The organism is Faecalicatena sp., from assembly GCF_058819085.1.
This window is the reverse complement of sequence record NZ_JBZUUL010000004.1, coordinates 135,416-157,787: the sequence shown is the minus strand read 5'-3', so window position 1 is coordinate 157,787 and position 22,372 is coordinate 135,416. Positions and strand designations below refer to the sequence as shown.

Sequence of the window (22,372 nt, the reverse complement as noted above, 5' to 3'; positions counted from 1 at the left end):
GGAGAAAGAACATGAAAGATGAGAACAATTTGAAGTTTGCAGGGGATTTGTTAGAGGAAGTCAATGAAATAAGCAATATTATTCCAGAAAAGGATGATATAGAACTTATATCTTCTCTTCATTCCTATGGGTGCTCCACATTACTAACAATTTACTGTTGTTAAATTCCAGGTAAACGATAAAGGGGGTGCTGCAAGATGGATTTATATTTTAGATATAATGGAATTAACTTTCCAGGTAAGTATATCTAGTATAGAAAATTCATTTGCAGCAGCCCCTTTATCTGATTCTAACACCGTGAGAAGGATGAAAACATATGTATATGAAGATTAGTTACCTATCGGAACGCAAGTATAGAGAATGTAGTATAGGTGAGATTTGTAATAGAGAAAAATCTGATTATTGGAAAAGCTTATTAGGCGAACAGAATTATAAATTTCTGTTGAACAAGTATGTAAATTTTACTTGTTATTTGAACGAGGTAAAGTATACAGCAAATTTGAAATTAATATCAGATGACCTTCTTAACTATCTTATTCGTGATGACAAAAGAGGGTTACATTTAGAGTGTTTAAGATCAATAACAGAAAAAATTGTCTTTGTTGATTTTTATGAAACTATATTGAAGTATTATGCAGAGATATTAAGTCAAAGAATAAACAAATTAAAGATTGATTTTACAGAGAATATCTATAAAGATTTTTGCATTCATTTAGTGGGACAATTACAAAATATATGTACAAGAACCTTAATTGCCCAGATGCATTTTTATAAGCAGAAGGGACTTCTTCGTGGAGAAACATCTGGAGAAGAATATGAGTTTTATTGTACGCAATACATAGGAAAAGCAGATTTTTACAGGGAATTATTCGATACATATCCTGTGTTGTACCGCTGTATTACACAAAAATGTGAACAACTGGTCGGATATTATGAAGATGTTCTGGTACGTTTTAGCAGTGACAAAATTGAAATACAGAATAAACTATTTGATGAAAAAAGTATTGCTAAGATTACTGGGATAAAGGGGGATTTTTCTGATACACATAACGGTGGAAAACAAGTTCTGAGACTACAGTTTGATGGTTCAAACGAGGTTTTATATAAACCGCATTCAATGGAGAATGAAAAGCTGTTTTATAGTTTACTGGAGTGGTTAGGGAGAAAAACAGGTATTAGGCAGTACATATATCCTTTTATTTCTAAAGATACATATAGCTGGTCTTCCTATGTGGAGTATCATTCGTGTAAAACAGAGCAGCAGTTGAAAGATTATTATGTACGGTTAGGTGTCCAGTTATTTTTAGCATATGTTTTAGGGACAAAAGATTTACACTGTGAAAACATAATTGCTTCGGGCGAATATCCCGTTTTAATTGATTTAGAAGTACTGCTAAGTACCATGGAGTTAAAAGAGGGTAAGACTGCTCCGCAGGAAATTATTAATCAGTTGTCGAAGTCAGTTTTGCAGACAGGCATGCTTCCTTTTTATCACTGGAATAAAAATGGGGAAGGAATTAATAACAGTGCAATCAGTGGTACGGGCGGGCAGAAATATCCTTTTAAGGTGCCGGTAATTGTTTATGAGAGAACATCAGACATGAAAATAGAGTATCAGAATCTGCTTTCAAAAGTTGTTCAAAATTTAGCTACCCTGGATGGTGAGTTTTATAATCCGCATCTTTATAAAAAAGAGATAATAAATGGATTTACCCGTGCATATCAGCAGATTTTATGTAATAGAAATGATTTTTTTAGTCAGTTAAAAACCTTCAAAAATATAAAAAGCAGAGTACTAATGGCAGATACTCAGAGATACAGTATGATGTTATCGTGTTCCTACCATCCCAGTTTGCTAAAAGATGGAGCGGAGAGGGAGATATTCCTGTATGCCATGTTAAGTGGCAGGGAAGAGGGAGATATGGAACTGGTGGATAGTGAAGTAGCTGCCATGTTAGCAGGGGATATCCCATATTTTTATTGTGCTTTGCGGCAGAAGGAAGTGTTCAGTAATAAAAAACCAATTAGACAGCATGATTTTGCAGTAGAGCCGATAGAGTTTATTTATAAAAAACTAAGAGAGCTGAGTAAAATTGATTTAGAAAAGCAGATTGAGTATATACATTTATCATTGGATCTGATGCCTGACGAAAGGTCTGATAAAAATAGTTCATATATGAATCATATTTATCGTGCATCTCAAATGAATTTCATGAACAGGATCAACAAAGTCAGTGACCTGTATACAGTAGACGATCTCATAGATAGAATTCTGAAATATGCAGTATGGAATGGGGAGAAAACAGAAGTGAGCTGGTATACAGTTCAGCTTGCGTCTTTTGGCATGATGAGTTGGGATATAAAGCCAATGAATCATTACTTGTATGATGGTTTAGTTGGAATGTTATTAATCTTTTTTGAAATGGACAGACAATATGCAGATAAAAGAATTGCTAAGATTTATAATACACTGAAAGATATGATTTTTATGTATACTGATCAGGGAATTTTATCTCTTACAAGTTTAGATTCCAGAAATACAGGTGCATATGAAGGAGAAAGTTCTATTGTATATGTGTATATATTACTTTACAGACAAAGTGGCAATAAGGAGTTTTTAGAATATGCCGAAAAACATGCCAGAATTGTAGAGCAGTTAATTGATGAGGATATTCGTTTTGACCTCTTATCCGGTAATGCCGGTGCAGCATGGGTGATGATATTATTGTATGAAATAGCAAAGGACTCAAAATATCTTTTTAGTGCCGAACGTTGTATTGCCAGGCTGGAACAGATGTCAAAGAAACAATTATGCGGATCAGGATGGATCGTGGAAAAAAGCGAATTGCCTATGTCAGGACTTGCACATGGGAACAGCGGAATCCTCATGCCTGTGCTTGCTTTATGGAAATATACAGGGAAGGATCAGTATCATGTATTAGCCAATGAGGTGTGGGAATATGAAGATTCATTGTATGATACAGAAATTAACAACTGGAAAGACATGCGTAGCGGGACAGACAGTGAAAAGTTAGATGATATTGGTTCTGTTGCATGGTGTCATGGTGCTGGGGGAATTTTACTTTCGCGCCTCTTCTGTTATGAAATGGTTGAAGATGAAGTGTGGAAAAAGCGCATAGAAACAGATATAAAACGGGCACAAGCTAAGTTGAATGACTACTGGTTACGTGATAGTTATTGTCTTTGTCATGGCATATTAGGGAATCTGTGGATACTGGATATAGCAAGAAAGAAGATGAAAGAATTTGGAATAATTTCCTATTCTGAACGGAATGAAAAAGGGCTGGATATAAGTAGTATAAATTTATTATCACAGGAAAGAATGAATCCCGGCTTTATGAATGGATATGGAGGGATACTTTACAAACTTCTGTTATTACAGGCAGACTAAGATACTTTTTGAAGTCACATATTATACCATTAAAAGACAAAATATTGTTTTTCTTATGATTTACTTTTTATAATTAGGCTGTATCGCAGTATAGATAAGTTTCAAAAACTATAGGATTACAGCTCAGGCCCGCCGTATTGTAGATGGGCAAAAGACATTCAATTTGGGGGAGTGATCTTTCAAGATGTTGCAAAAAAAGTAGAGATAGAATTTAAAGAGAGAGAAGAGATTCCATTGTATTAGAAAAATATAAAACTAAAAGTGTAACAGGATAACAAAGTGACTTTATAGAAGGAGTGAAGTAAACATGAGAAAAAGAATAAAGATAACATCAATTGTACTAAGTGCATTAACAGTGGCAGTGTTAGGATCAGTAACAGTTTATGCAAACAACTATCCAGACTCACCCTATAATTTTACGTTTAATACAGCTTCTAACCAGACTGCATTCAGGCCCAAACAAGATGACAGCAGCAGTTATATGCGCTGTGAGTATGCTCAAAGAGCATATACAGCACATGTGATTTCCAGATCGACACAGACGGGGGCAAATGTGGATTGCTCTTATGGCCACACTTATCAATTTAATACCGGATCTAAATATTTTATGATAAATAGCGTATGGGAATCAGGATATCGAGAGGGTGGAATTTATGCCACCAGAAATTACGGATACTCTTATAATGCAAATGGTAAATGGAGTCCAGACAGCATACCAGAATAAAACTTGCGGCAACACTAAAAATTAGTGTTGCCTAATTAAAGAGGAGCAGATAGATGAAAAAGGAGAAAAGAATTTTGGGCGTAATATGTATCATGATTATTTTTACTTTAACTGCATGCTCAAGTAAGGCAATGGAAGATAGAATAAACCAGAATCAGCAGTCTGAGAATACGAATCAAAAACCGGAAAAAGATACCAACACCCAAAATGAACCTAAAAAACAAAGGGGGAACGATGAAGCTCAAACACAGAAATATCCTGAAATGGAATACAGTGCCATTGCACAAGACAACATAAAAAGCGTCGGCGATACTATTTTGTTTGAGGATAAGCAGAATCACAAATTTGATTTTACTGTGGAATCAGTAGAATTCACTAAGCAGCTTCAAGGAAGGCAAATTGGAGAACTTGAAAAAAACAGTTTGGATGCGTATGGTGTTGAATACGATACACAGGGTACTATTTTAAATGACTACTCTTACATATGGATGAAAGTGGATGTAAAAGCATTAGAAAAGGATCAAAGCTGGAATCCATTACAGTTTATAATTGTTGCAATGAATGATGACTTAACACTATATCAGGATATAGGTCCATATCTTTTTTATTTTGACGGTATACAGGAAACAGAGAGTTATTCAAAAGATATTTTCTATAAGACCTTTCCAAAGGGTGTCAGCACAGAGGTTTCACTTGGCTTTTTTACTCCAGACCGTGTTTTGGATAAGAAATTAGGTTATTTTATATCTGAATTCATGGCACCAAATGAACCAAGGGAAAATGAATATGTAGTGAAGTTGAATTAAATAATGTAACAAATAGGTTTGGATGGGAGAATAGCGATGAAACAATTACTCAAAATGGAGTATTACAGGCTGTTTCGAAATAAAATAACGTATATTGTTTTTGCTGTCAACCTAATGATAGTGTCTTTGCAATTTGTATTTGAAAGTTTACCTTATTGGAATACAAATGAAAAAATTCCGGGATATCCGCTCACTGTGTTTGAAAAATGGATTGGTGGGGAAACAGCCAGTATTTTTCCAACGATCTATTTTCTGCTAGTCCCGCTGCTGTCAGCAATTCCCTATGGTGGAACATTACAAGAAGATATCAGAAGTGGATATATTAAAAATATTTGTATTAGGACAAAACAAAGAGACTATTTTAGAGTGAAGTATATTGTTGCATTTACTACAGGAATATTTTCAGTTCTGCCACTGATTTTTAATTTTTTACTTACATCATTAATTTTTCCAGCCTTGCTTCCTCAAGCGTGCACAGGTTTTTATCCTATTAATGCAACCTCAATGCTGGGAACTCTCTTTTATTTACACCCTTATGTGTATTTGGGGGTGTGGTTGATTTTGGATATTGTATTTTGGGGATTGTTGGCAACACTGAGTTTAGCAGTCTTTTTTTTGACAAATTATATGTATGTTGCAATGGTAACTCCCTTTTTAGCGTGTATGGTACTATATAGCATTACTTGGATTTCAGACTATACGATGTTAGCACCATTTTATTTTCTACAGCCATGTCAGCCATGTGCGGCCCGGCCCAGTGCTATTTTTGCTGAGTTGCTTGTATTAGCGGCCATTGGCGGTTTTTATGGGTATAGGGGAAAAAAATGGGAAATTCTTTAGTAATATCATTCTTATGAAAGTTAAAAAGGGAAACGAGCATGAAGAAGAAACAGTCCCTATGCAGGCTGTTGGCATACGAATTTAAAATAGGAAGTAAGTTAACGATATATCGATACATCTTCACTTCTATACTGTTGATGTTTGTTATTGGACTTTTAACCTACCATGCGTATCAAACAGGGCAGCATCTACAGTTTTGGGATATGTATTTTGAATTATGGGAAGGGGTACCTATCTATATAAAAGGACGAACATCGGAATTTAAACTCCCGGTGCTAATTGTGTTTACTCAGACATTAATGTTGTTTTTAGTTGGCAGTTATCCTAGAAGAGAAATGCAGGGATATGGAAAATACGAATTTTTGTATACATCCAGGAGAAAATGGTGGTTTAGTAAGTGTGCATGGGTGTTTTCCAATATTCTCCTGTTTTACGTTTTGTTAATGTTAATACTTGTAATACCTGTCTTAGTACAGGAAAAAAGCATATCTTTTCTTAGTTTAGACAGTACATCTATATTTATGGCGTCTGGAAGAAATAGAGCTCAAATTCTATTGAATGTCGTTTTTCTGCCATTCCTTGTTTCAGAAACATTGGGAATGATACAGACGTTTATAAGTATATTTTTAAAACCAATTTATGGATATGTAATTTCAGAGGCAATTATTGTTGTATCCGCATACAAACTGAATCCGCTATTAATTGGAAATTATATGATGATGCTGCGAAACCGTTTTTTTGTTCCGGAAGCAAATATAGGCTTGAGGGAGGGCGTAATGACCTGTTTGTCCGTATACATACTTTTTTTCTATATTGGATGCAAATTAATTAGAAAAGCGGATATTTTGGTTAAGGGAAACGAGTTGGATTAACAGGAGGAAGATATTCATGGAACTTGAAGTTCAAAACTTAACAAAAATAATAAAAGGGACAGTCATACTTCAGGATATTAGGCTTTCTTTGAAAAGTGGAAATATTTATGGTCTGCGAGGAAAAAATGGTTCGGGAAAAACAATGCTTTTACGAGCGTTATGTGGATTGATTAAACCAAGCGAAGGAAAAGTTATAATTGATGGTCTTTGTCTTGGAAAAGATATAGATTTTCCGCCATCAGTAGGAGTATTGATTGAAAATCCATCGTTTCTAAACGGATATACTGGTTTTCAAAACTTAAAAATGCTTAGTCTTCTGAAAGATCATTTTTCGGATGAAGATATTAGAAATATGATTGATGCAGTGGGACTTGATGCGTATGATAAAAGAAAGTACCGAAAATTTTCTCTGGGAATGAAACAGAGATTAGGTATTGCCTGTGCACTAATGGGATCACCTGATTTAATCTTACTTGATGAGCCACTGAATGCTTTGGATGAAAAAGGTGTAGAATTGGTAAAAACTCTATTGATTCATTTAAGGGATCAGGGAAAATTGATTGTTGTTGCTTGTCATGATGTTGAGGAACTGGAATACCTGTCGGATGTTATTTTTAAGCTAGAGAATGGCGCCGTATACTTAGAGAGGTGATAGAATGAAGCTTGTAAAGGCATTGTCCATTATTACAATAGGTGTTTTTCTTTTTCTGTATTTTTATCGTTACCAAACATTACAACAGAGATATCCGAACCCTGTAAATGAAACAGTTGGAATTGGAGAAGCAATTGAGGATGGGAGTTTTACAGTTACACTACAGAAATCAACGTTGATTGAAGGAAATGAGTTAAAAAAGCTGGCACCCAATATAGTGATCGCGCGGCATGCAGATGGTACTCCATATGAAGGTAAGTCCATCCGTATACTTCTGGCTGATATCCGTGTTAAGAAAACACAGGAATGTGAAGATACATATAATTTTACAAAAATCCTTTGTGAGTCTGGAGCATGGTCAAATGGATTAGATGGTGAGTTGTTTATGCAGCTGAATAAGGGCATTTCTATGGTACATGAAGATGTACCGTATAATCATTATATTGATGTTATTCTGCCATTCTCTATGGTAGAAACGATGTTTAAGGACTCTGATTGGAAATCAGTAGATTCTAGAAGTTTTGGATTAATCTATTCTTTATATCCCATGAAAAAGAGCATGATCACTTCTCCTTAAGTTTACCTGAAATTTTTCTATTCCTCTGATAGCCGAATTCAAGCAAAGCAGTATCCGCTGATTCGGTCATCAGAGGATTTTTTTAACCTTCATGTACCCAGTGACAATATATCAATACCTCTGGCATTTGTAGGTATTGAATTCAGCTTTCTGGAAAATAATAGTTTATAGCATCAGTTTAAAATCAAAATAAATCAAATTCGATCATAATCGTGCAAAATAAACAAAAATAAAATCCATATTTTGTGAATTAGTTTGATTGAATTTGAATGAAAATGATTATATAATAAAAACATCAAAAAAGCAGGAGGTTATGTGATGATCTATACAGTAACTTTTAACCCGTCACTGGATTATATTGTTTCCGTGGAAGATTTCCGTCTGGGACTTACCAACCGGACCAGCTCCGAATTGATTCTTCCGGGTGGAAAAGGGATCAATGTGTCGACGGTACTTGGCAACCTTGGACTTCAAAGTACGGCACTTGGATTTGTAGCCGGTTTTACTGGGGAGGAGATCTGCCGGGAAGTAGAGGCGGCAGGGATAAGATCCGATTTTATACAGATTGAAGAAGGAGTCTCCAGGATCAACTTAAAGCTGAAATCTGTGGAAGGGACTGAGATTAACGGACAGGGACCTGACATCAGCGGGGAAAAGGTGCAGCTTTTGATGGAGAAGCTGGAGACGCTCGGCACAGGTGATATTCTTGTCCTGGCGGGAAGTATTCCTTCCTCTATGCCGGATGATATATACAGGCAGATCATGAAGGCATTGGATGGAAGAGGAGTCCATGTCATCGTGGATGCCACAAAGGAGCTGCTGTTGAATGTACTGGAATATCATCCGTTTCTCATCAAACCGAATAACCACGAGCTGGGAGAGCTTTTTGGCGTGGAACTGACAACCCGTGAACAAGTGGTTTTGTACGGGAAGATGCTGAGGGAAAAGGGCGCGCGCAATGTGCTTATCTCGATGGCCGGAGAAGGGGCGGTTCTGATCGCGGAGGACGGACAGGTCTTTTTGTCCCCGGCTCCAAAGGGAAGACTGGTCAATGGGGTCGGCGCGGGTGATTCCATGGTAGCCGGGTTTATTGCAGGCTGGCTGGAACAAAAGGATTATCTCCATGCATTTCGTATGGGAGTTGCAGCAGGCAGCGCCAGTGCCTTTTCAGAATATCTGGCGACAAAGGAAGAGATCGAGACGATTTATAGGACGTTGGTTTAGAAAGGGGATAGAATATGAGAATTACAGATCTGCTTGATAAGAGAAGTATTTGCCTGGACGGTGCACCAAAGAGCAAGAAGGAAGCACTGGATCAGATGGTGGAGCTGATGGGACGAAGCGGCAAGATCAATGATCTGGAAGCATACCGGGAACAGGTTTATGCCAGAGAGGAAGAAAGCACGACCGGGATCGGGGAAGGGATCGCCATTCCTCATGGAAAAGGGGATGCAGTATCCAAACCAGGGCTGGCTGCCATGGTTGTGAGGGATGGGGTGGATTTTGATTCCCTTGATGGTGCACCTGTGACTCTGATCTTCCTGATCGCAGCACCCAATACGAAGGATAATGTACATTTAGATGTATTAAGTAAGCTTTCGGTCCTGATGATGGATGAGGAGTTTTCTGGTTCTTTAAGAAATGCCCGCACAGTGGAACAATTTCTTGAGATCATAGACAAGGCAGATGATGAAAAAAGTGACATTGATGAGCGGCTTTCGGATACAGGAGAAGCAGAGGCTGCACAGGTGAAGATCCTGGCGGTAACGTCATGCCCCACGGGGATCGCACATACCTATATGGCAGCAGAGGGGATCGAAAAGGCAGCAAAAGCGAAGGGCTGTTTTGTGAAAATAGAAACAAGAGGTTCCGGCGGGGCCAAGAATGTTCTGGGCGAGAAAGAGATCGAGGAGGCAGACTGTATCATTGTAGCAGCAGATGCGCAGGTTCCGATGGACCGTTTTGACGGGAAAAAGGTGATCATCTGCCAGGTTTCCGATGGAATCAGCAAAGCGGACCAGCTGATCGAGACAGCAATGGCAGGCAGTGTGCCGGTCTACCATTCAGCAAACGCGCAGGCAGTGAAGGCAGAGAGCAGCAAAAGCGGGGGAGTGGGACACCGTATCTATACACAGCTGATGAATGGGGTTTCCCATATGCTGCCCTTTGTCGTGGGCGGTGGTATCCTGATCGCAATTGCTTTTTTGATCGATGGATTAAGTGTGGATATCAATGCGCTTCCTGCAGACCAGAGAGCAAATTTTGGTTCCATTACAGAGACTGCGGCATTATTCAAGGCGATCGGTGATACTGCGTTTGGATTCATGCTGCCGGTCCTGGCTGGTTTTATCGCGATGGCTATCGGGGACAGACCCGCACTTGCGGTAGGCTTTGTGGGCGGAATGCTTGCGGCAGGCGGAAAGTCAGGATTTTTGGGGGCTCTGGCAGCCGGGTTTATGGCAGGGTATCTGATCGTCGGACTGCGTAAGCTCTGTGATAAACTCCCGGATGCCCTGGAAAAGGTTGCTCCTGTACTGATCTATCCGGTAGTCGGGATTCTGGTCATGGGGCTTGCCATGAATTTCGTAGTAGAGCCGATCATGGGTGGCATCAATACAGGTCTGAACCAGGCATTGAACCATATGGGCGGTACGAGTAAAGTGGTATTGGGACTTGTTCTTGGCGGCATGATGGCGATCGATATGGGCGGTCCTTTCAATAAGGCGGCATATGTATTCGGAACGGCTTCCATTGCAGCAGGAAACTATGATATAATGGCAGCAGTAATGGTAGGCGGTATGACACCTCCGTGTGCGATCGCTCTGGCAACCATGCTGTTCAAGAACCGGTTTACAAAAGAAGAACGCCAGACAGGACCGACTAATTTTATCATGGGTCTGGCATTTATCACAGAGGGTGCGATTCCTTTTGCCGCTTCCGACCCGCTTCATGTCCTTCCGGCATGTATCATTGGCTCCGGCGCGGCAGGCGCGCTGTCCATGCTGTTTCACTGTACGCTGATGGCACCCCATGGAGGGATCTTCGTATTCCCGGTTGTGGGAAATGCGCTGATGTATCTGGCTGCACTGGTGGCGGGTACTGTGATATCAGCCATGCTGCTTGGACTCTTTAAGAAAAAAAGAGCATAGCCTAATAAAGAATCAGACCCTCTACACAGGAGAATCCGGGGTACACGTAAAAAGATCCGAAAGGGTCTTTTTCGTGCATCATCAAGGCAGATTTGGAAGGAGAGAAAAGAGATGTTGACAGAACAGAGATATGAAGTGATATTAAAGCTTTTAGAGGAAAAGAAAAGTATTACGGTGTCAGAGGTGAAAGAACTGATGCATACTTCCGAATCAACTGTGCGCAGGGACATTACAGCACTGCACCAGGCAGGAAAGCTGGTAAAAGTATTTGGAGGGGCCATCGCTGCGGACCATACATTGATGACGGAAGAGCCAACCGTAGCGCAGAAGGTGGATGTACATAAGGAAGAAAAAAAGAGGATCGCCCAATATGCAGCTTCTCTGGTGTGTGCCGAGGATTTTGTATATCTGGATGCAGGGACTACAACAGGATGTATGCTGGAGTATCTGGCGAAGTCGGAGGCGGTCTTTGTGACCAATGCTGTAGCTCACGCCCAGGCGCTTGCGGCGGCAGGGCTTAGAGTGTTTCTTGTGGGGGGGGAGCTTAAGGCCTCTACGGAGGCAGTCGTAGGAAATCAGGCGATGCTCACTTTAAAAAATTACCATTTTACGAAAGGTTTTTTTGGAACCAACGGGATCAGCAGGAAGGCAGGCTTTACCACCCCGGATGCCAATGAGGCATTGATCAAAAGGGCGGCCATGGAGCAGTGCCGGGAGCGGTATATATTGGGGGATTCCTCGAAGTTTGGCAGGGTCAGTGCAGTGACCTTTACGGATTTTAAGGAGGCAGGAATTATTACCGAGAGCCGGGTGGAAGGATATGGGGACTGTGAGAATGTCATTGTTGTTTAAGGAAACGAAGTATTACTTTCCGTATTTTTAAAAGATAACAATAAAAATCGTACCTGATGGAAATCAAGAATCTCCAGGAGGTACGATTTTTGTTTTATGTGAACCTCATAAATGAGGCGGTGAAGCACGATGAAAATGTCCGCGTTCGCAAAAGAGCAGGGCATATGACATCCGTTAGACCGTATCACATCTGCCTGACGCTTGCAAATCCGCCATCGTGAGTCTGTTTGGCTTCATATAAAGCCTCGTCTGCCTTTTTGGCCAGAGTCGTATAATGATCACCATGCCGGGCAATAATGGCACCGGAGGAAAGCGTGATAGCCGGAAGGCTGCGCTTTTGGGCCTCTTCTGCCAAGGTATGGTTGATATCCTCCATGATTCTCTGAGCAACCGCGTAATCAGCTGTCTTAGAGACAAAAATGGCGAATTCATCTCCGTGCAGCCGGGAGGCAAGGTCAATGGTTCTGATACGTCCGACGATCATCTGTGCGGACAGCTTGATGACCTCATCGCCTACTGAATGACCATAGTTGTCGTTCACTGCTTTAAAATGGTCTCCATCGATCATGAGGAGGATTCCGTTCTCGTCATGCTCCATGGAGTTTAAGATTTCTGTGACCCCTTTTTGGAAGGAGGCAACGTTCATCAGTCCGGTGAGGTCGTCTATAGCAGCAGCCTTTTGTGCAGCTGACAGTGCGATCTCCAGACGCTTCTGGGTCTGCCCTAGTTCCACATATGCCTCATGCAGCTCTTTGTTTCTCTGGCTCTTTATGATACGGCCCAGAATATAGATTAAAAGCAGCTCCAGGATCAGAAGCGGGATGAGCCAGACCTGAACGGTATCTTTCAACATGGAGAGGACGGGAACAAGAACAAGAACATGATAATCCTCACCATTTAAGAGATATCCATAATAACCTTTGTTATTGAGCTTCATTTTTACGACTTTTTCCGGATTCTTTGTCAGCTCAGAAAATTCCTGGTCAAATTCCTGCTGGAAAGAATAGAAAGCTTCCAGTGAATCCATCTGTTCTTTTAGCTTTTCTTTCTCAGTCTTGGAAATGTCACCGGCATTGGCATAGGCATCCTGTGCGTCTTTTAAGGCAGCGGCAGTCTCCTCCAGGGTGTTATAAAGTATTCCGCCCAGATAATTCTCGTTTGTACTGCCGATGACGGTCCCGTTATTGTCGAAGATCATCATCTGCTCCTGATCATAGGTCTTGAGAGTCGTGACCAGATTCTGGATATCCCCCATCTTGATATCGTAGGCGAATACCGTCTCCGAATCGGGCTGCAGCTGTGATATCGTTGACAGGATATAATGGTTCGCATAACTCATGTAAGGCGGAGTAAAGACGATCTCGCCTGCTCCCTCTTTTGCAGCTTTGTACCACGGCCGCTCTGTCGCAACATAGCCGGTGCTTTCATACTGGGAATAAGGAGTATCCCAGCTATAGAGATAACGCCCCTTATAATACATGTAAAGACCATCATATGTATCCCCTTCGATCTCTAACATCTTGGAGTCGACGGTCTTTAGATAATCCCAGATATAGTCGGGATCGGGATGATTGCTAAGCTCCCGTGACAGCAGATAGGAAAATAACTGAAAGGAGTGGGTATAGTTGTCCATGACATCCTCTGTCTTGTCCATGGATAGTTCCGTATGGGAATTCAGGCCTTTGCTGATATATGAGGTTTCCTTCCTGTAAATGATCAATACCGCTATGATATTGACGATTAAAAATACTGCTCCATACCCTATATGTTGTCTGCGTCTCGTGCCTGTTTTCATACCCCGCCCTCCTGAAAGCGATTTTGTTATTTTTTGAACATATGCTGTATTTCTATTACGTTCGGTTTTCCGTTCGTCTCGGAAAGCTGTACACTTACGGATGCTTTCGGAGCTTTCCTGCTTGCTTCTGCTTCTTCTGGAGTTGCGAATAATCTGTCTTCACTGAGTTTCATAGCGCCGCATGAGCCGATCAACTGGACGATGTAAGTGGTCCCCTGCTTGCTGACAACTTTTACCTGCGTCGGTTTTGGGTTGTCCTCTAAAATAAAACATGTATCACCACGTTTATATGGCATAATATCACCTGCTTTCTATTTGTAAAGTACTAAATTTAGGACTCATACACCATAAGATGAGGCCGGAAGGACAGGCCGTATTCGTCATATGATGCATCAGTATCAACAGCAGGTATTCCTGTCTGTAAAGAAAGGTCCAGACAGCTGTGCTGTATTAGGTTTTCACTCGTCTTTATTATACAATACTCCTTAGCATAACGTCAATGCGGGCAGGAGAGGAATAGTAAATAGTAACCTTTTCCACTCTGGAAAACAGCCCGGGAAAATGCTATACTTGACATTACAAAAAAGATTACATAAGAACAAAAGGATGGAATGAGAAATGAATGCAAAATTGAAAAATGATGGTATGCTTGTCCTGACGGCATTGATCTGGGGGAGCGCTTTTGTGGCACAGAGCGTGGGAATGGATTATATCGGCCCCTTTACCTTTAATTCCCTTAGATGTCTGCTGGGGGGTCTTGTACTTCTGCCTGTCATCTGGTATATGGGGAGAAAAAAAGCATCCGGTGATACACAGAACAATGATAAGGAGGAGCAAAAGAATAAGAAGACCCTGTTCATCGGCGGGATCTGCTGTGGTATCGCTCTGGCTGCAGCCAGTTCTCTGCAGCAGATCGGCCTTGTCTATACCAGTGCAGGAAAGGCCGGATTCATTACAGCACTTTACATTCTGATCGTGCCCGTTTTAGGTCTGTTCCTGGGGAAAAAGGTAGGGATCAAGACCTGGGCAGGAGTAGGCCTGGCTGTGATCGGGATGTATTTTTTGTGCATTAAGGAAGGCTTCTTTATTTCCTATGGGGATTTTCTGGTGGTGATCTGTGCCTTCATTTTTTCCCTGCATATTTTGATCATCGATTATTTTTCTCCGAAGGTGGACGGAGTAAAGCTCTCCTGTATCCAGTTCTGGATTTCCGGAGTGCTCTGTGCGATTCCTATGCTTCTTTTTGAGAGACCCACCCTGGCTGCGGTGGCAGCAGCTTATGCACCGCTTTTTTATGCCGGAGTGTTATCCTGCGGTGTTGCTTACACACTGCAGATCATTGCACAAAAAAATACGGATCCCACGGTGGCTTCCCTGATTCTGAGCCTGGAATCCGTATTTGCGGCCCTCACTGGCTGGATAGTGATACACGAAACTCTTTCACCCAAAGAATTATTCGGCTGTCTGCTTGTGTTTGCTGCTATTATTCTTGCGCAGCTCCCTGAAAAGCGCAGTGCATCGAACCATCTGGGCGATAGAGTGTAAAGCAGTTCTTGCCGTTTTGCTTGGAGGCATATAACGCCTGGCCTGCATGGGAATATAATTCATCAAAAGTCATGCCTGACTGCGGAAAAGCCGCGGCACCGATGCTGATCGTATACTCGGAATCCTGATAACTCTGCTTCAATGCCAGAGAAAGCATACGGCAGTATATCAGGGTGACTTCTTCGGAGACGGCCTCCCTAAGATAGATCAGGAATTTGTTGCCGCCCACCCTGGCGGCGATATCCATCCTGCGGATATTGTTTTCAGTCAGCCTGGCAACATGCTTGAGTATCTGGTCACCAAACAGGTGGCCGTTTTTATCGTTCAGATCTTTAAAATCATCCAGGTCAAACAGGATCATGATACCCGGCGCGCTCTGCTGGCTTTCCAGGATCTGCGTGATCAGCTTCTTCCCGGAGACCTGATTATACAGGTTAGTCAGAGAGTCCTTCTGTGCAAGCTCTTCCAGCCGTTTCTCCTCTATAGTCTGCATGTGGATATTAGAAATCCGCCCGATACAGCTGTAAAGCTGATCCTTCTGGCTGTCGAAAGCCCACAGGGTACGGCCGATGATCTCATACCATTCCTTGGAACCGTCCGCCTTGGACATAAGCAGCTTTGTCTGAAAAGTCGGAGATTCAGGAAGGGCAGAAAAAACTTGTTCCTTTAAAGTCTCAAAGGCTTTTTTCTCAACGATGCCATGCAGATTTCCTTTCGTTAAGAAATCTGTGACAATGCTGGGAATGCTGAACTCTGCATGACAGCGGTCGGAAAAGGTGACCGTATCTGTGTTGAAATCATACTCAAACAAAACATTATCTGATATGGAAGTAAGGAATTGGTATTTTGTGCGTTCCTGTTCCAGGAGAAAAAGTGTCTTATCGGATAATTTCACACCCTTTTTCTGTACAAGCTCCTGTGACAGCTGATTGACGTCGAACAGATGCCCGGGATCTTTACTTCTCAGCCTTACAGCTTCGTCCAGATGGCTGGAAACCTCCTCAAGGCACTGGATCAGCTTCGGGTTAAATACTCCGCATTCCCCGTTTAAGATCATCTCTATTGCTTTTTCATGAGAGTAGGCCGGCTTGTAGACCCGCTCGCTTACGAGTGCATCATATACATCCGCCAGGGAGACGATCTGTGCGGCGATCGGGATCTCATCCCCTTTGAGGTGATCCGGATATCCATTGCCGTCCCAGCGTTCGTGATGCCACCGGCAGATCTGCCGTGCATAGGTGACCAGTTCTTCATCATTGCCGAATCTTAAGTTATCCAGCATCCCCGCCCCGAGCGCTGAGTGAGTCTTCATGATCTCAAATTCTTCGTTTGTCAGCTTCCCCGGTTTATTCAGGATCTCCTCGGGAATCTCGATCTTTCCGATATCATGAAGGGCAGCTGCGTTGGAGATCAATGCGATGTGGGATTCCGCCATATTATATTCCCGATAGCGTTTGCGTAAGGCTTCCATGAGGATCTCTGTGATGATCCGGATGCGTATGACATGCAGGCCTGATTCCCCGTTGCGAAATTCAACGATCGTACTCAGGATATTGATCATAAGTGCATTATTGCTTTCCTTTTCGATGACCTGTTCTTTGACCAGGGATTCCAGCTCCTTCTGCTTGGAGTACAGAAGAATGGTATTCTTCACACGCTGTGTGACGATAATGGGATCAAAAGGCCGGCTGATATAGTCTACGACGCCGAATTCATAGCCCTTTTCAATATATTCAGGCGAATTTTCAGAAGAAATAATGACAACCGGGATGGTTTCGTGCCAATGGTTCTTCTGCATGATCGCGAGGACATCAAATCCGGTCATTTCGGGCATCAGCAGATCCAATAAGATCAGAGATATGGAAGCATCATTCTTTTTCAGGATCTCAATAGCTTCCTTTCCGTTACAGGCTTCTACAATGTGATAATCCTCCTGCAGGATATCTGTCAGTACACAACGGTTTAGCTCCGCGTCATCTACGATCAGAATCGTCTTCTTTTGTACCGTGTTTTCCATTTACATGCTCCTTTATTGTAGCAGATTACGGATGGCTGTATATTCGGTCATGACTTTTTCATATCTCTCATCTACTATTGTATTATCCTTCGGGGTACCGTTCCTCAGTTGCTCCGTCAAATCGGATGCAGCCTCGGCAAGAGGCTTAAGCTCCAGATTCAGAGCCATCCCTTTGATGGTATGGATGGCTCTGAACATCTGCTCATGATCACCATGCTCCCAGGCATCAGCAAGGAGGGCGAAATTTTCATCCTGCAGAAACATCATCAGGTACTTTTGAATGAGTGCTTCTCTGCGCAGTCTCCTTAATACTGTGTCATAGCTGACGCCAATTGCTTCATAAAAATCTTGAACGTTCATTTCATAATTACCATTAATCTTTCATAAATTTTTCGATTACATATAGGATCCCATCCTCATCATTTGAACGCGTAATAAAATCCGCACTGTCCTTTACGATGGGCTGTGCATTCTCCATTGCCACACCCAGCCCGGCATATTCGATCATGGACAGATCGTTGTAGCCATCCCCGCAGCAGATCATCTGGTCCGCAGTCAGTCCGATGCTGTTCAACAGCTTCTGCAGAGAATATGCCTTATCAATATTCTGGGGCATGATCTCCAGAAAATAGGGTTCTGACCGATAGATGTTCAGCAGCTGATGGAAATGCTTCTTCAAGACTTCCATGGCTTTTTCTATGATTAAGGGATCTCCGGTTACCAGAAGCTTATTGACCGGAAATGTCAGGTGTCCGATAAAATCATCTATCTGTACAACAGGCATTTTGTTTATGTAAGATTCCTTTTGAGTATACTCATTGCAGGCAATACCAGACAGGATATCAGGCCCCTCGTAAGTCAGGATATCCAGTCCGGGATAGGAACTCACAATATCGTAAACCGGCTTAAGGACATCCCTGGGCAGTGTCTTATTATAGATGACCTGTCCGTCGGAGCACTGAGTGATACGTGCACCGTTAAAGGACAGGATATAGCTTCCATATTCATCAAGCCGAAGCTCCTTTGCAAGCGGCAGCACACCGTTGATCGGGCGTCCGCTTGCCAGCACGACCTTTTTCCCTTCTTTTTGGATTTCAATCAATGCTTCCTTGGTAGGAGGCGTAATTTTTTTCTCGGAATTGGTCAGTGTACCGTCCAAATCCAGAACCAGCATTTCGTATTCCATAATTACCTCGTTTTCAACGCTTCCACGAGTTCAGGAAATTCCATCCCATGAGAAGCCTTTATTAAAATGGTGTCTTGATCTTTTATGATCGAATCAACCTTTTCCAGGAATTCCGCCTTTGTCTGAAAATGGTAGATCTCCATTCCAGTCTCTTTTGCGGCAGCTCCCCGGGCATATTCTCCGGCAAGCTCTCCGATACAGATGAGAACGTTGATCCCGGCCTCTGCGGCATATGCTCCGACCTCAGCATGCATTTCAAGCTCTTTTGGTCCCAGTTCAAACATGTCTCCCAGGATCGCTGCAGTGCGCCCGGAGGCTTTTGTAAGAACATCCAGGGAAGCTTTCATGGAAGCGGGGTTGGCATTATAGCAGTCATCGATCAAGGTCAGATGCTCTGTCTCGATCAGATTGTTGCGTCCTGCCAGGGGAACTAATGCTTCGATGCCTCGTTTGATCTCCTCATCATTCATTCCAAGTACACGGCCCACGGCGATTGCCGCAAGTGCATTATATACCATGTGTGCGCCGGGAATGGAAATATGGGCATAAAATTCAGAGTCCGGTGTACAGAAAAGGGCGGAGGTTCCTTTCAGCCCCTTATTCTCTATGTGTTCTGCATAATATCTGCAGCCAGGGTCAAGTCCAAAGAAGATCGGATCGATCCGGTTGGCAGGAGTCACGGTAGAGAGCATGTCATCGTCTCCGTTCAGGATGATGTTTCCTTCCGGGTTCATATACAGGAACATTTCTGTCTTGGCTTTCAGGATACCTTCACGGGATCTCAGCTGTTCCAGGTGTGCGCATCCGATATTGGTGATCACACAGATGTCAGGCCTTGCCATCTTAGCCAGGCGTTCCATCTCACCAAAGTCGCTGATGCCCATTTCCAGCACGGCTATCTCATGCTCTTCACGGATGTTGAAGATGGTCAGAGGGAGCCCGATCTCATTATTAAAATTCCCCTCTGTTTTCAGAACGCTGTATTTCTGGCCCAGCACTGAGGCGATCATTTCCTTCGTACTCGTCTTCCCCACGCTGCCGGAGATCCCGACCACCTTGATATGCAGGGAACGGCGGTAATGCTCTGCAATGTCCTTTAATGCCTGGACACAGGAATTGACCATGATATAAGGGTAGGAGGCACTTTCGATGCGCTTCTCAGAGATGGCACAGAGTGCCCCATCATGGATGGACTGCGGGATAAACATATGTCCGTCCACCCGGGCGCCTCTGATTGCAATGAAAAGGCAGTCCTTTTCGATCTTGCGGCTGTCAATGGTCACACTTGTGACTTCTTTATAATAACTTTCCTCATCGCCGTAATAAATACCTCCGCAGGCAACGGCGATCTCTTTTAATGTCATATTTCTCATGGCGTACTCCTATTTCTGGTATCTTGCTTCCAGTGATTTCTTTATGATCAGTTCACACAGATCCCCGTATTCAATGCCCACAGCTTTTGCTTCCTTTGGAAGAAGGCTGGCGGCAGTCATTCCGGGAAGGGTGTTCATTTCCAGGCAGTACAGGTTCCCATTATCATCCAGCAGGAAATCAGCCCGGCTGTAAACATTCAGCTTTAATGCATGGAATGCTTTCACGGTCAGTTCCATCATACGTTCTGAGATCTCCTTACTGATGTCAGCAGGGCAGACCTCATCGGTAGCTCCATCCTGATATTTATTGGCATAGTCAAAGAATCCGGTCTTGGGGATGATCTCGATCGGAGGAAGCGCCTTGCCGTCGATGACACCGCAGGCAAACTCGCGCCCCTTGATATAATCCTCGATCACGACCTCATCCTCGTAGCAGAAGGATTTCTTTAAGGCATCCTCGTATTCTTCTTCTGTTTTTACAATATAGACTCCGATGCTGGATCCTCCGGAACAGGGCTTTATAACGAGCGGAAGGGTCAGACCAAGGTCTTTTAGAGACTGTTCCTTCTGCTTCTTGTGGAGGCACACGCCTGCAGGAGTGTCAATCCCGGTCTGCAAAAATACCTGTTTGGTGAAGCCTTTGTCCATGGCAACCGCGCAGCCCAGGGAATCTGGTCCGGTATACTTGATGCCCAGCAGATCGAAGGTAGCCTGAAGCTTACCATTCTCGCCTTCGCCGCCGTGCAGGCCGAGGAAGGTAATATCTGCCATACGGCAAAGTTCAATGACGTTCGGTCCAAGGAAACAATCGGACTGATCCGGGCGGGAGGCTTTGACAGCCTCAATATCTGGTTCCGAAGTGCTGATGTTTTTCGCAAGCTCAAGCCCGTGGCCCGGCAGGGTGAACACCTCATCTAATTTATCCTTGTCATATGGAAAACCGAGGAACACATCCAACAGGAAAACATCATGTCCTTTTTCCAGCAGTGTCTTACAGATACCGGCACTTGAGGAAAGGGAAACATCACGCTCTGTACTGAGCCCTCCGGCTAAAACAATAATTCTCATAACAAAAAATCTCCTTTTATCTACTCATTTCATCCAATAATCTTGCTTTTGTATCGTAAAGCTTCTGGGACAGGTCCACATATACCCGGTGAGGATAGAAAAGACGCTTGGTCTCATCCCAGAGCGTTTCTTTTTCACGCTTGCAGTATTCGGCAATCTCCATGACAGACGGGGACTGATATTTGCATTCGCCGTTGATGAAGATCGGTTTTAAGATCTCGCGCATGGTGTATGTTCCGCCTGCAAGCCTTGTTTTTTTCCAGGTTGCATTCGGATCGAAGAGTAAAAGCTCCTCAGAGGTGTCGTAAGTCTCGTTTGCAAAGCAGATCAGGTCTGCACGGATCTTACCGGTCTCTTTATCATATACGCGGTAGATTGTCTTGTTTCCTGGATTTGTGATCTTCTCTGTATTCTCTGAGATCTTGATCTTTGGAACAAATTCCCCATCCTCGTTCTGAATGGCGGCAAGCTTGTACACTCCGCCGAAGGACGGACAGTCCTTGGATGTGATCAGGTTGGTGCCCACACCCCAGGAGGTGATCGCAGCGCCCTGCATCTTTAAATCGTGGATCAGCATCTCATCCAGGTCATTGGAGGCGGCGATAACAGCGTCCGTGAATCCTGCGGCATCCAGCATCTTCCGTGCCTGTTTGGAAAGGTAGGCAAGGTCTCCGCTGTCCAAACGGATCCCGTAGGACTTCGGCTTGATTCCGGCATCGCGCATCTCCTGGAATACACGGATCGCATTCGGAACACCTGATTTCAGAGTGTCATATGTGTCCACCAGAAGGGTGCATGCATCCGGGTAAAGATTTGCATATTCTTTAAATGCGGTATATTCGTCCTTAAAACTCATGATCCAGCTGTGGGCATGGGTTCCCATGACAGGGACATCGAACAGTTTTCCGGCCAGGACATTGGAGGTCCCGACACAGCCGCCGATAATCGCGGCTCGGGCACCATAAAGCCCGGCGTCCGGTCCCTGGGCGCGTCTAAGTCCGAACTCCATGATCCCGTCACCCTGGGCTGCAAAAACAACACGTGAGGTCTTGGTCGCGATCAGGCTCTGGTGGTTGATGATATTTAAAATCGCAGTCTCGATAAGCTGTGCTTCCATAATCGGTGCGATTACCTTCACAAGCGGTTCCTTTGGGAAGATCACGGTCCCTTCCGGGATCGCATAGATGCTTCCGCTGAAATGGAAGCCGCTCAGGTAATGCAGGAAGTCTTCGCTGAAAATGCCGAGGCCTCTCAAGTAGTCTACATCTTCATAAGAGAAGTTTAGATTTTTAATATATTCGATCACCTGCTCTACACCCGCCATGACAGAGTACCCGCTTTTGTTGGGGTTCTCGCGGAAGAACACGTCGAATACAACAGTTTCGTTTTCCTGAGTTTCAAAATAGCCCTGCATCATCGTCAGCTCATACAGGTCTGTCAGCAATGTAAGATTCTGCGCACTCATAATAATCTCCTTTTTGTGTAAACATATATACTCATTTGT

At 43.1% G+C, this 22,372-nt stretch carries 20 protein-coding genes; 12 read left to right on the top strand and 8 right to left on the bottom strand.

Annotated features, from left to right (window positions below; all coding sequences use genetic code 11):
• Positions 1-11 precede the first annotated feature (11 nt).
• From AC4OGX_RS02795 to AC4OGX_RS02745, 11 genes are all read left to right on the top strand, one after another.
• Complete coding sequence (locus AC4OGX_RS02795) at positions 12-164, top strand: hypothetical protein (protein ID WP_493328300.1); 153 nt, start codon at positions 12-14, stop codon at positions 162-164.
• 152 nt (positions 165-316) lie between these two features.
• A complete protein-coding gene (locus AC4OGX_RS02790) occupies positions 317-3,412 on the top strand; it encodes a type 2 lanthipeptide synthetase LanM family protein (RefSeq protein ID WP_493328299.1) in 3,096 nt (1,031 codons plus the stop codon).
• A gap of 307 nt (positions 3,413-3,719) precedes the next feature.
• The gene (locus AC4OGX_RS02785; protein ID WP_493328298.1) at positions 3,720-4,136 is read left to right on the top strand and encodes a DUF2712 domain-containing protein; all 417 of its coding nucleotides are present in this window, start codon (positions 3,720-3,722) and stop codon (positions 4,134-4,136) included.
• 53 nt (positions 4,137-4,189) lie between these two features.
• Positions 4,190-4,942 (top strand): hypothetical protein, encoded by a 753-nt coding sequence (locus tag AC4OGX_RS02780; protein WP_493328297.1) that lies wholly within the window; start codon positions 4,190-4,192, stop codon positions 4,940-4,942.
• Positions 4,943-4,978: 36 nt separating this feature from the next.
• Positions 4,979-5,782, top strand: coding sequence for a hypothetical protein (locus AC4OGX_RS02775; RefSeq protein WP_493328296.1), 804 nt, complete (start codon positions 4,979-4,981; stop codon positions 5,780-5,782).
• 38 nt (positions 5,783-5,820) lie between these two features.
• A complete protein-coding gene (locus AC4OGX_RS02770) occupies positions 5,821-6,654 on the top strand; it encodes a hypothetical protein (RefSeq protein ID WP_493328295.1) in 834 nt (277 codons plus the stop codon).
• A gap of 16 nt (positions 6,655-6,670) precedes the next feature.
• Positions 6,671-7,306, top strand: coding sequence for an ATP-binding cassette domain-containing protein (locus AC4OGX_RS02765; protein WP_493328294.1), 636 nt, complete (start codon positions 6,671-6,673; stop codon positions 7,304-7,306).
• A gap of 4 nt (positions 7,307-7,310) precedes the next feature.
• Positions 7,311-7,883 carry a DUF5028 domain-containing protein gene (locus tag AC4OGX_RS02760; protein ID WP_493328292.1) on the top strand — a complete coding sequence of 191 codons (573 nt, stop codon included), beginning with the start codon at positions 7,311-7,313 and terminating at the stop codon, positions 7,881-7,883.
• A 318-nt stretch (positions 7,884-8,201) separates the two neighbouring features.
• A complete protein-coding gene (gene pfkB / locus AC4OGX_RS02755; RefSeq protein WP_493328290.1) occupies positions 8,202-9,107 on the top strand; it encodes a 1-phosphofructokinase in 906 nt (301 codons plus the stop codon).
• A 14-nt stretch (positions 9,108-9,121) separates the two neighbouring features.
• A complete protein-coding gene (locus tag AC4OGX_RS02750) occupies positions 9,122-11,032 on the top strand; it encodes a PTS fructose transporter subunit IIABC (protein ID WP_493328289.1) in 1,911 nt (636 codons plus the stop codon).
• A gap of 111 nt (positions 11,033-11,143) precedes the next feature.
• Positions 11,144-11,884, top strand: coding sequence for a DeoR/GlpR family DNA-binding transcription regulator (locus AC4OGX_RS02745; RefSeq protein ID WP_493328288.1), 741 nt, complete (start codon positions 11,144-11,146; stop codon positions 11,882-11,884).
• A 184-nt stretch (positions 11,885-12,068) separates the two neighbouring features.
• Here AC4OGX_RS02745 and AC4OGX_RS02740 read toward each other — a convergent pair whose 3' ends face one another.
• Together AC4OGX_RS02740 and AC4OGX_RS02735 are read right to left on the bottom strand one after the other, a co-directional pair.
• Complete coding sequence (locus AC4OGX_RS02740) at positions 12,069-13,679, bottom strand: sensor domain-containing diguanylate cyclase (RefSeq protein WP_493328287.1); 1,611 nt, start codon at positions 13,677-13,679, stop codon at positions 12,069-12,071.
• A 26-nt stretch (positions 13,680-13,705) separates the two neighbouring features.
• Complete coding sequence (locus AC4OGX_RS02735) at positions 13,706-13,975, bottom strand: hypothetical protein (protein WP_493328285.1); 270 nt, start codon at positions 13,973-13,975, stop codon at positions 13,706-13,708.
• A 322-nt stretch (positions 13,976-14,297) separates the two neighbouring features.
• Here AC4OGX_RS02735 and AC4OGX_RS02730 point away from each other — a divergent pair, with 322 nt between their 5' ends.
• A complete protein-coding gene (locus AC4OGX_RS02730) occupies positions 14,298-15,224 on the top strand; it encodes a DMT family transporter (RefSeq protein ID WP_493328284.1) in 927 nt (308 codons plus the stop codon).
• Here the strand turns inward: AC4OGX_RS02730 and AC4OGX_RS02725 are convergent.
• From AC4OGX_RS02725 to AC4OGX_RS02700, 6 genes are read right to left on the bottom strand one after another with little or no spacing between them, the layout of a single operon-like run.
• A complete protein-coding gene (locus AC4OGX_RS02725) occupies positions 15,163-17,241 on the bottom strand; it encodes a GGDEF/HDGYP domain-containing response regulator (protein ID WP_493328283.1) in 2,079 nt (692 codons plus the stop codon). The two genes, AC4OGX_RS02730 and AC4OGX_RS02725, sit on opposite strands and share 62 nt — an antisense overlap.
• 12 nt (positions 17,242-17,253) lie before the next feature.
• Positions 17,254-17,601 carry an Hpt domain-containing protein gene (locus AC4OGX_RS02720; protein WP_493328282.1) on the bottom strand — a complete coding sequence of 116 codons (348 nt, stop codon included), beginning with the start codon at positions 17,599-17,601 and terminating at the stop codon, positions 17,254-17,256.
• A gap of 13 nt (positions 17,602-17,614) precedes the next feature.
• The gene (locus AC4OGX_RS02715; protein WP_493328281.1) at positions 17,615-18,427 is read right to left on the bottom strand and encodes a Cof-type HAD-IIB family hydrolase; all 813 of its coding nucleotides are present in this window, start codon (positions 18,425-18,427) and stop codon (positions 17,615-17,617) included.
• Between the two features lie 2 nt (positions 18,428-18,429).
• The gene (locus AC4OGX_RS02710; protein ID WP_493328280.1) at positions 18,430-19,800 is read right to left on the bottom strand and encodes a UDP-N-acetylmuramoyl-tripeptide--D-alanyl-D-alanine ligase; all 1,371 of its coding nucleotides are present in this window, start codon (positions 19,798-19,800) and stop codon (positions 18,430-18,432) included.
• Positions 19,801-19,809: 9 nt separating this feature from the next.
• Complete coding sequence (locus tag AC4OGX_RS02705) at positions 19,810-20,868, bottom strand: D-alanine--D-alanine ligase family protein (RefSeq protein WP_493328279.1); 1,059 nt, start codon at positions 20,866-20,868, stop codon at positions 19,810-19,812.
• A 16-nt stretch (positions 20,869-20,884) separates the two neighbouring features.
• Complete coding sequence (locus AC4OGX_RS02700) at positions 20,885-22,333, bottom strand: nicotinate phosphoribosyltransferase (protein ID WP_493328278.1); 1,449 nt, start codon at positions 22,331-22,333, stop codon at positions 20,885-20,887.
• Positions 22,334-22,372 lie beyond the last annotated feature (39 nt).

What these genes read in the sequence shown, in the direction of transcription:
- AC4OGX_RS02795 (WP_493328300.1), top strand. Translation starts at nt 12, where the DNA reads ATGAAAGATGAGAACAATTTGAAGTTTGCAGGGGATTTGTTAGAGGAA.
- AC4OGX_RS02790 (WP_493328299.1), top strand. Translation starts at nt 317, where the DNA reads ATGTATATGAAGATTAGTTACCTATCGGAACGCAAGTATAGAGAATGT.
- AC4OGX_RS02785 (WP_493328298.1), top strand. Translation starts at nt 3,720, where the DNA reads ATGAGAAAAAGAATAAAGATAACATCAATTGTACTAAGTGCATTAACA.
- AC4OGX_RS02780 (WP_493328297.1), top strand. Translation starts at nt 4,190, where the DNA reads ATGAAAAAGGAGAAAAGAATTTTGGGCGTAATATGTATCATGATTATT.
- AC4OGX_RS02775 (WP_493328296.1), top strand. Translation starts at nt 4,979, where the DNA reads ATGAAACAATTACTCAAAATGGAGTATTACAGGCTGTTTCGAAATAAA.
- AC4OGX_RS02770 (WP_493328295.1), top strand. Translation starts at nt 5,821, where the DNA reads ATGAAGAAGAAACAGTCCCTATGCAGGCTGTTGGCATACGAATTTAAA.
- AC4OGX_RS02765 (WP_493328294.1), top strand. Translation starts at nt 6,671, where the DNA reads ATGGAACTTGAAGTTCAAAACTTAACAAAAATAATAAAAGGGACAGTC.
- AC4OGX_RS02760 (WP_493328292.1), top strand. Translation starts at nt 7,311, where the DNA reads ATGAAGCTTGTAAAGGCATTGTCCATTATTACAATAGGTGTTTTTCTT.
- pfkB (WP_493328290.1), top strand. Translation starts at nt 8,202, where the DNA reads ATGATCTATACAGTAACTTTTAACCCGTCACTGGATTATATTGTTTCC.
- AC4OGX_RS02750 (WP_493328289.1), top strand. Translation starts at nt 9,122, where the DNA reads ATGAGAATTACAGATCTGCTTGATAAGAGAAGTATTTGCCTGGACGGT.
- AC4OGX_RS02745 (WP_493328288.1), top strand. Translation starts at nt 11,144, where the DNA reads ATGTTGACAGAACAGAGATATGAAGTGATATTAAAGCTTTTAGAGGAA.
- AC4OGX_RS02740 (WP_493328287.1), bottom strand. Translation starts at nt 13,679, where the DNA reads ATGAAAACAGGCACGAGACGCAGACAACATATAGGGTATGGAGCAGTA.
- AC4OGX_RS02735 (WP_493328285.1), bottom strand. Translation starts at nt 13,975, where the DNA reads ATGCCATATAAACGTGGTGATACATGTTTTATTTTAGAGGACAACCCA.
- AC4OGX_RS02730 (WP_493328284.1), top strand. Translation starts at nt 14,298, where the DNA reads ATGAATGCAAAATTGAAAAATGATGGTATGCTTGTCCTGACGGCATTG.
- AC4OGX_RS02725 (WP_493328283.1), bottom strand. Translation starts at nt 17,241, where the DNA reads ATGGAAAACACGGTACAAAAGAAGACGATTCTGATCGTAGATGACGCG.
- AC4OGX_RS02720 (WP_493328282.1), bottom strand. Translation starts at nt 17,601, where the DNA reads ATGAACGTTCAAGATTTTTATGAAGCAATTGGCGTCAGCTATGACACA.
- AC4OGX_RS02715 (WP_493328281.1), bottom strand. Translation starts at nt 18,427, where the DNA reads ATGGAATACGAAATGCTGGTTCTGGATTTGGACGGTACACTGACCAAT.
- AC4OGX_RS02710 (WP_493328280.1), bottom strand. Translation starts at nt 19,800, where the DNA reads ATGAGAAATATGACATTAAAAGAGATCGCCGTTGCCTGCGGAGGTATT.
- AC4OGX_RS02705 (WP_493328279.1), bottom strand. Translation starts at nt 20,868, where the DNA reads ATGAGAATTATTGTTTTAGCCGGAGGGCTCAGTACAGAGCGTGATGTT.
- AC4OGX_RS02700 (WP_493328278.1), bottom strand. Translation starts at nt 22,333, where the DNA reads ATGAGTGCGCAGAATCTTACATTGCTGACAGACCTGTATGAGCTGACG.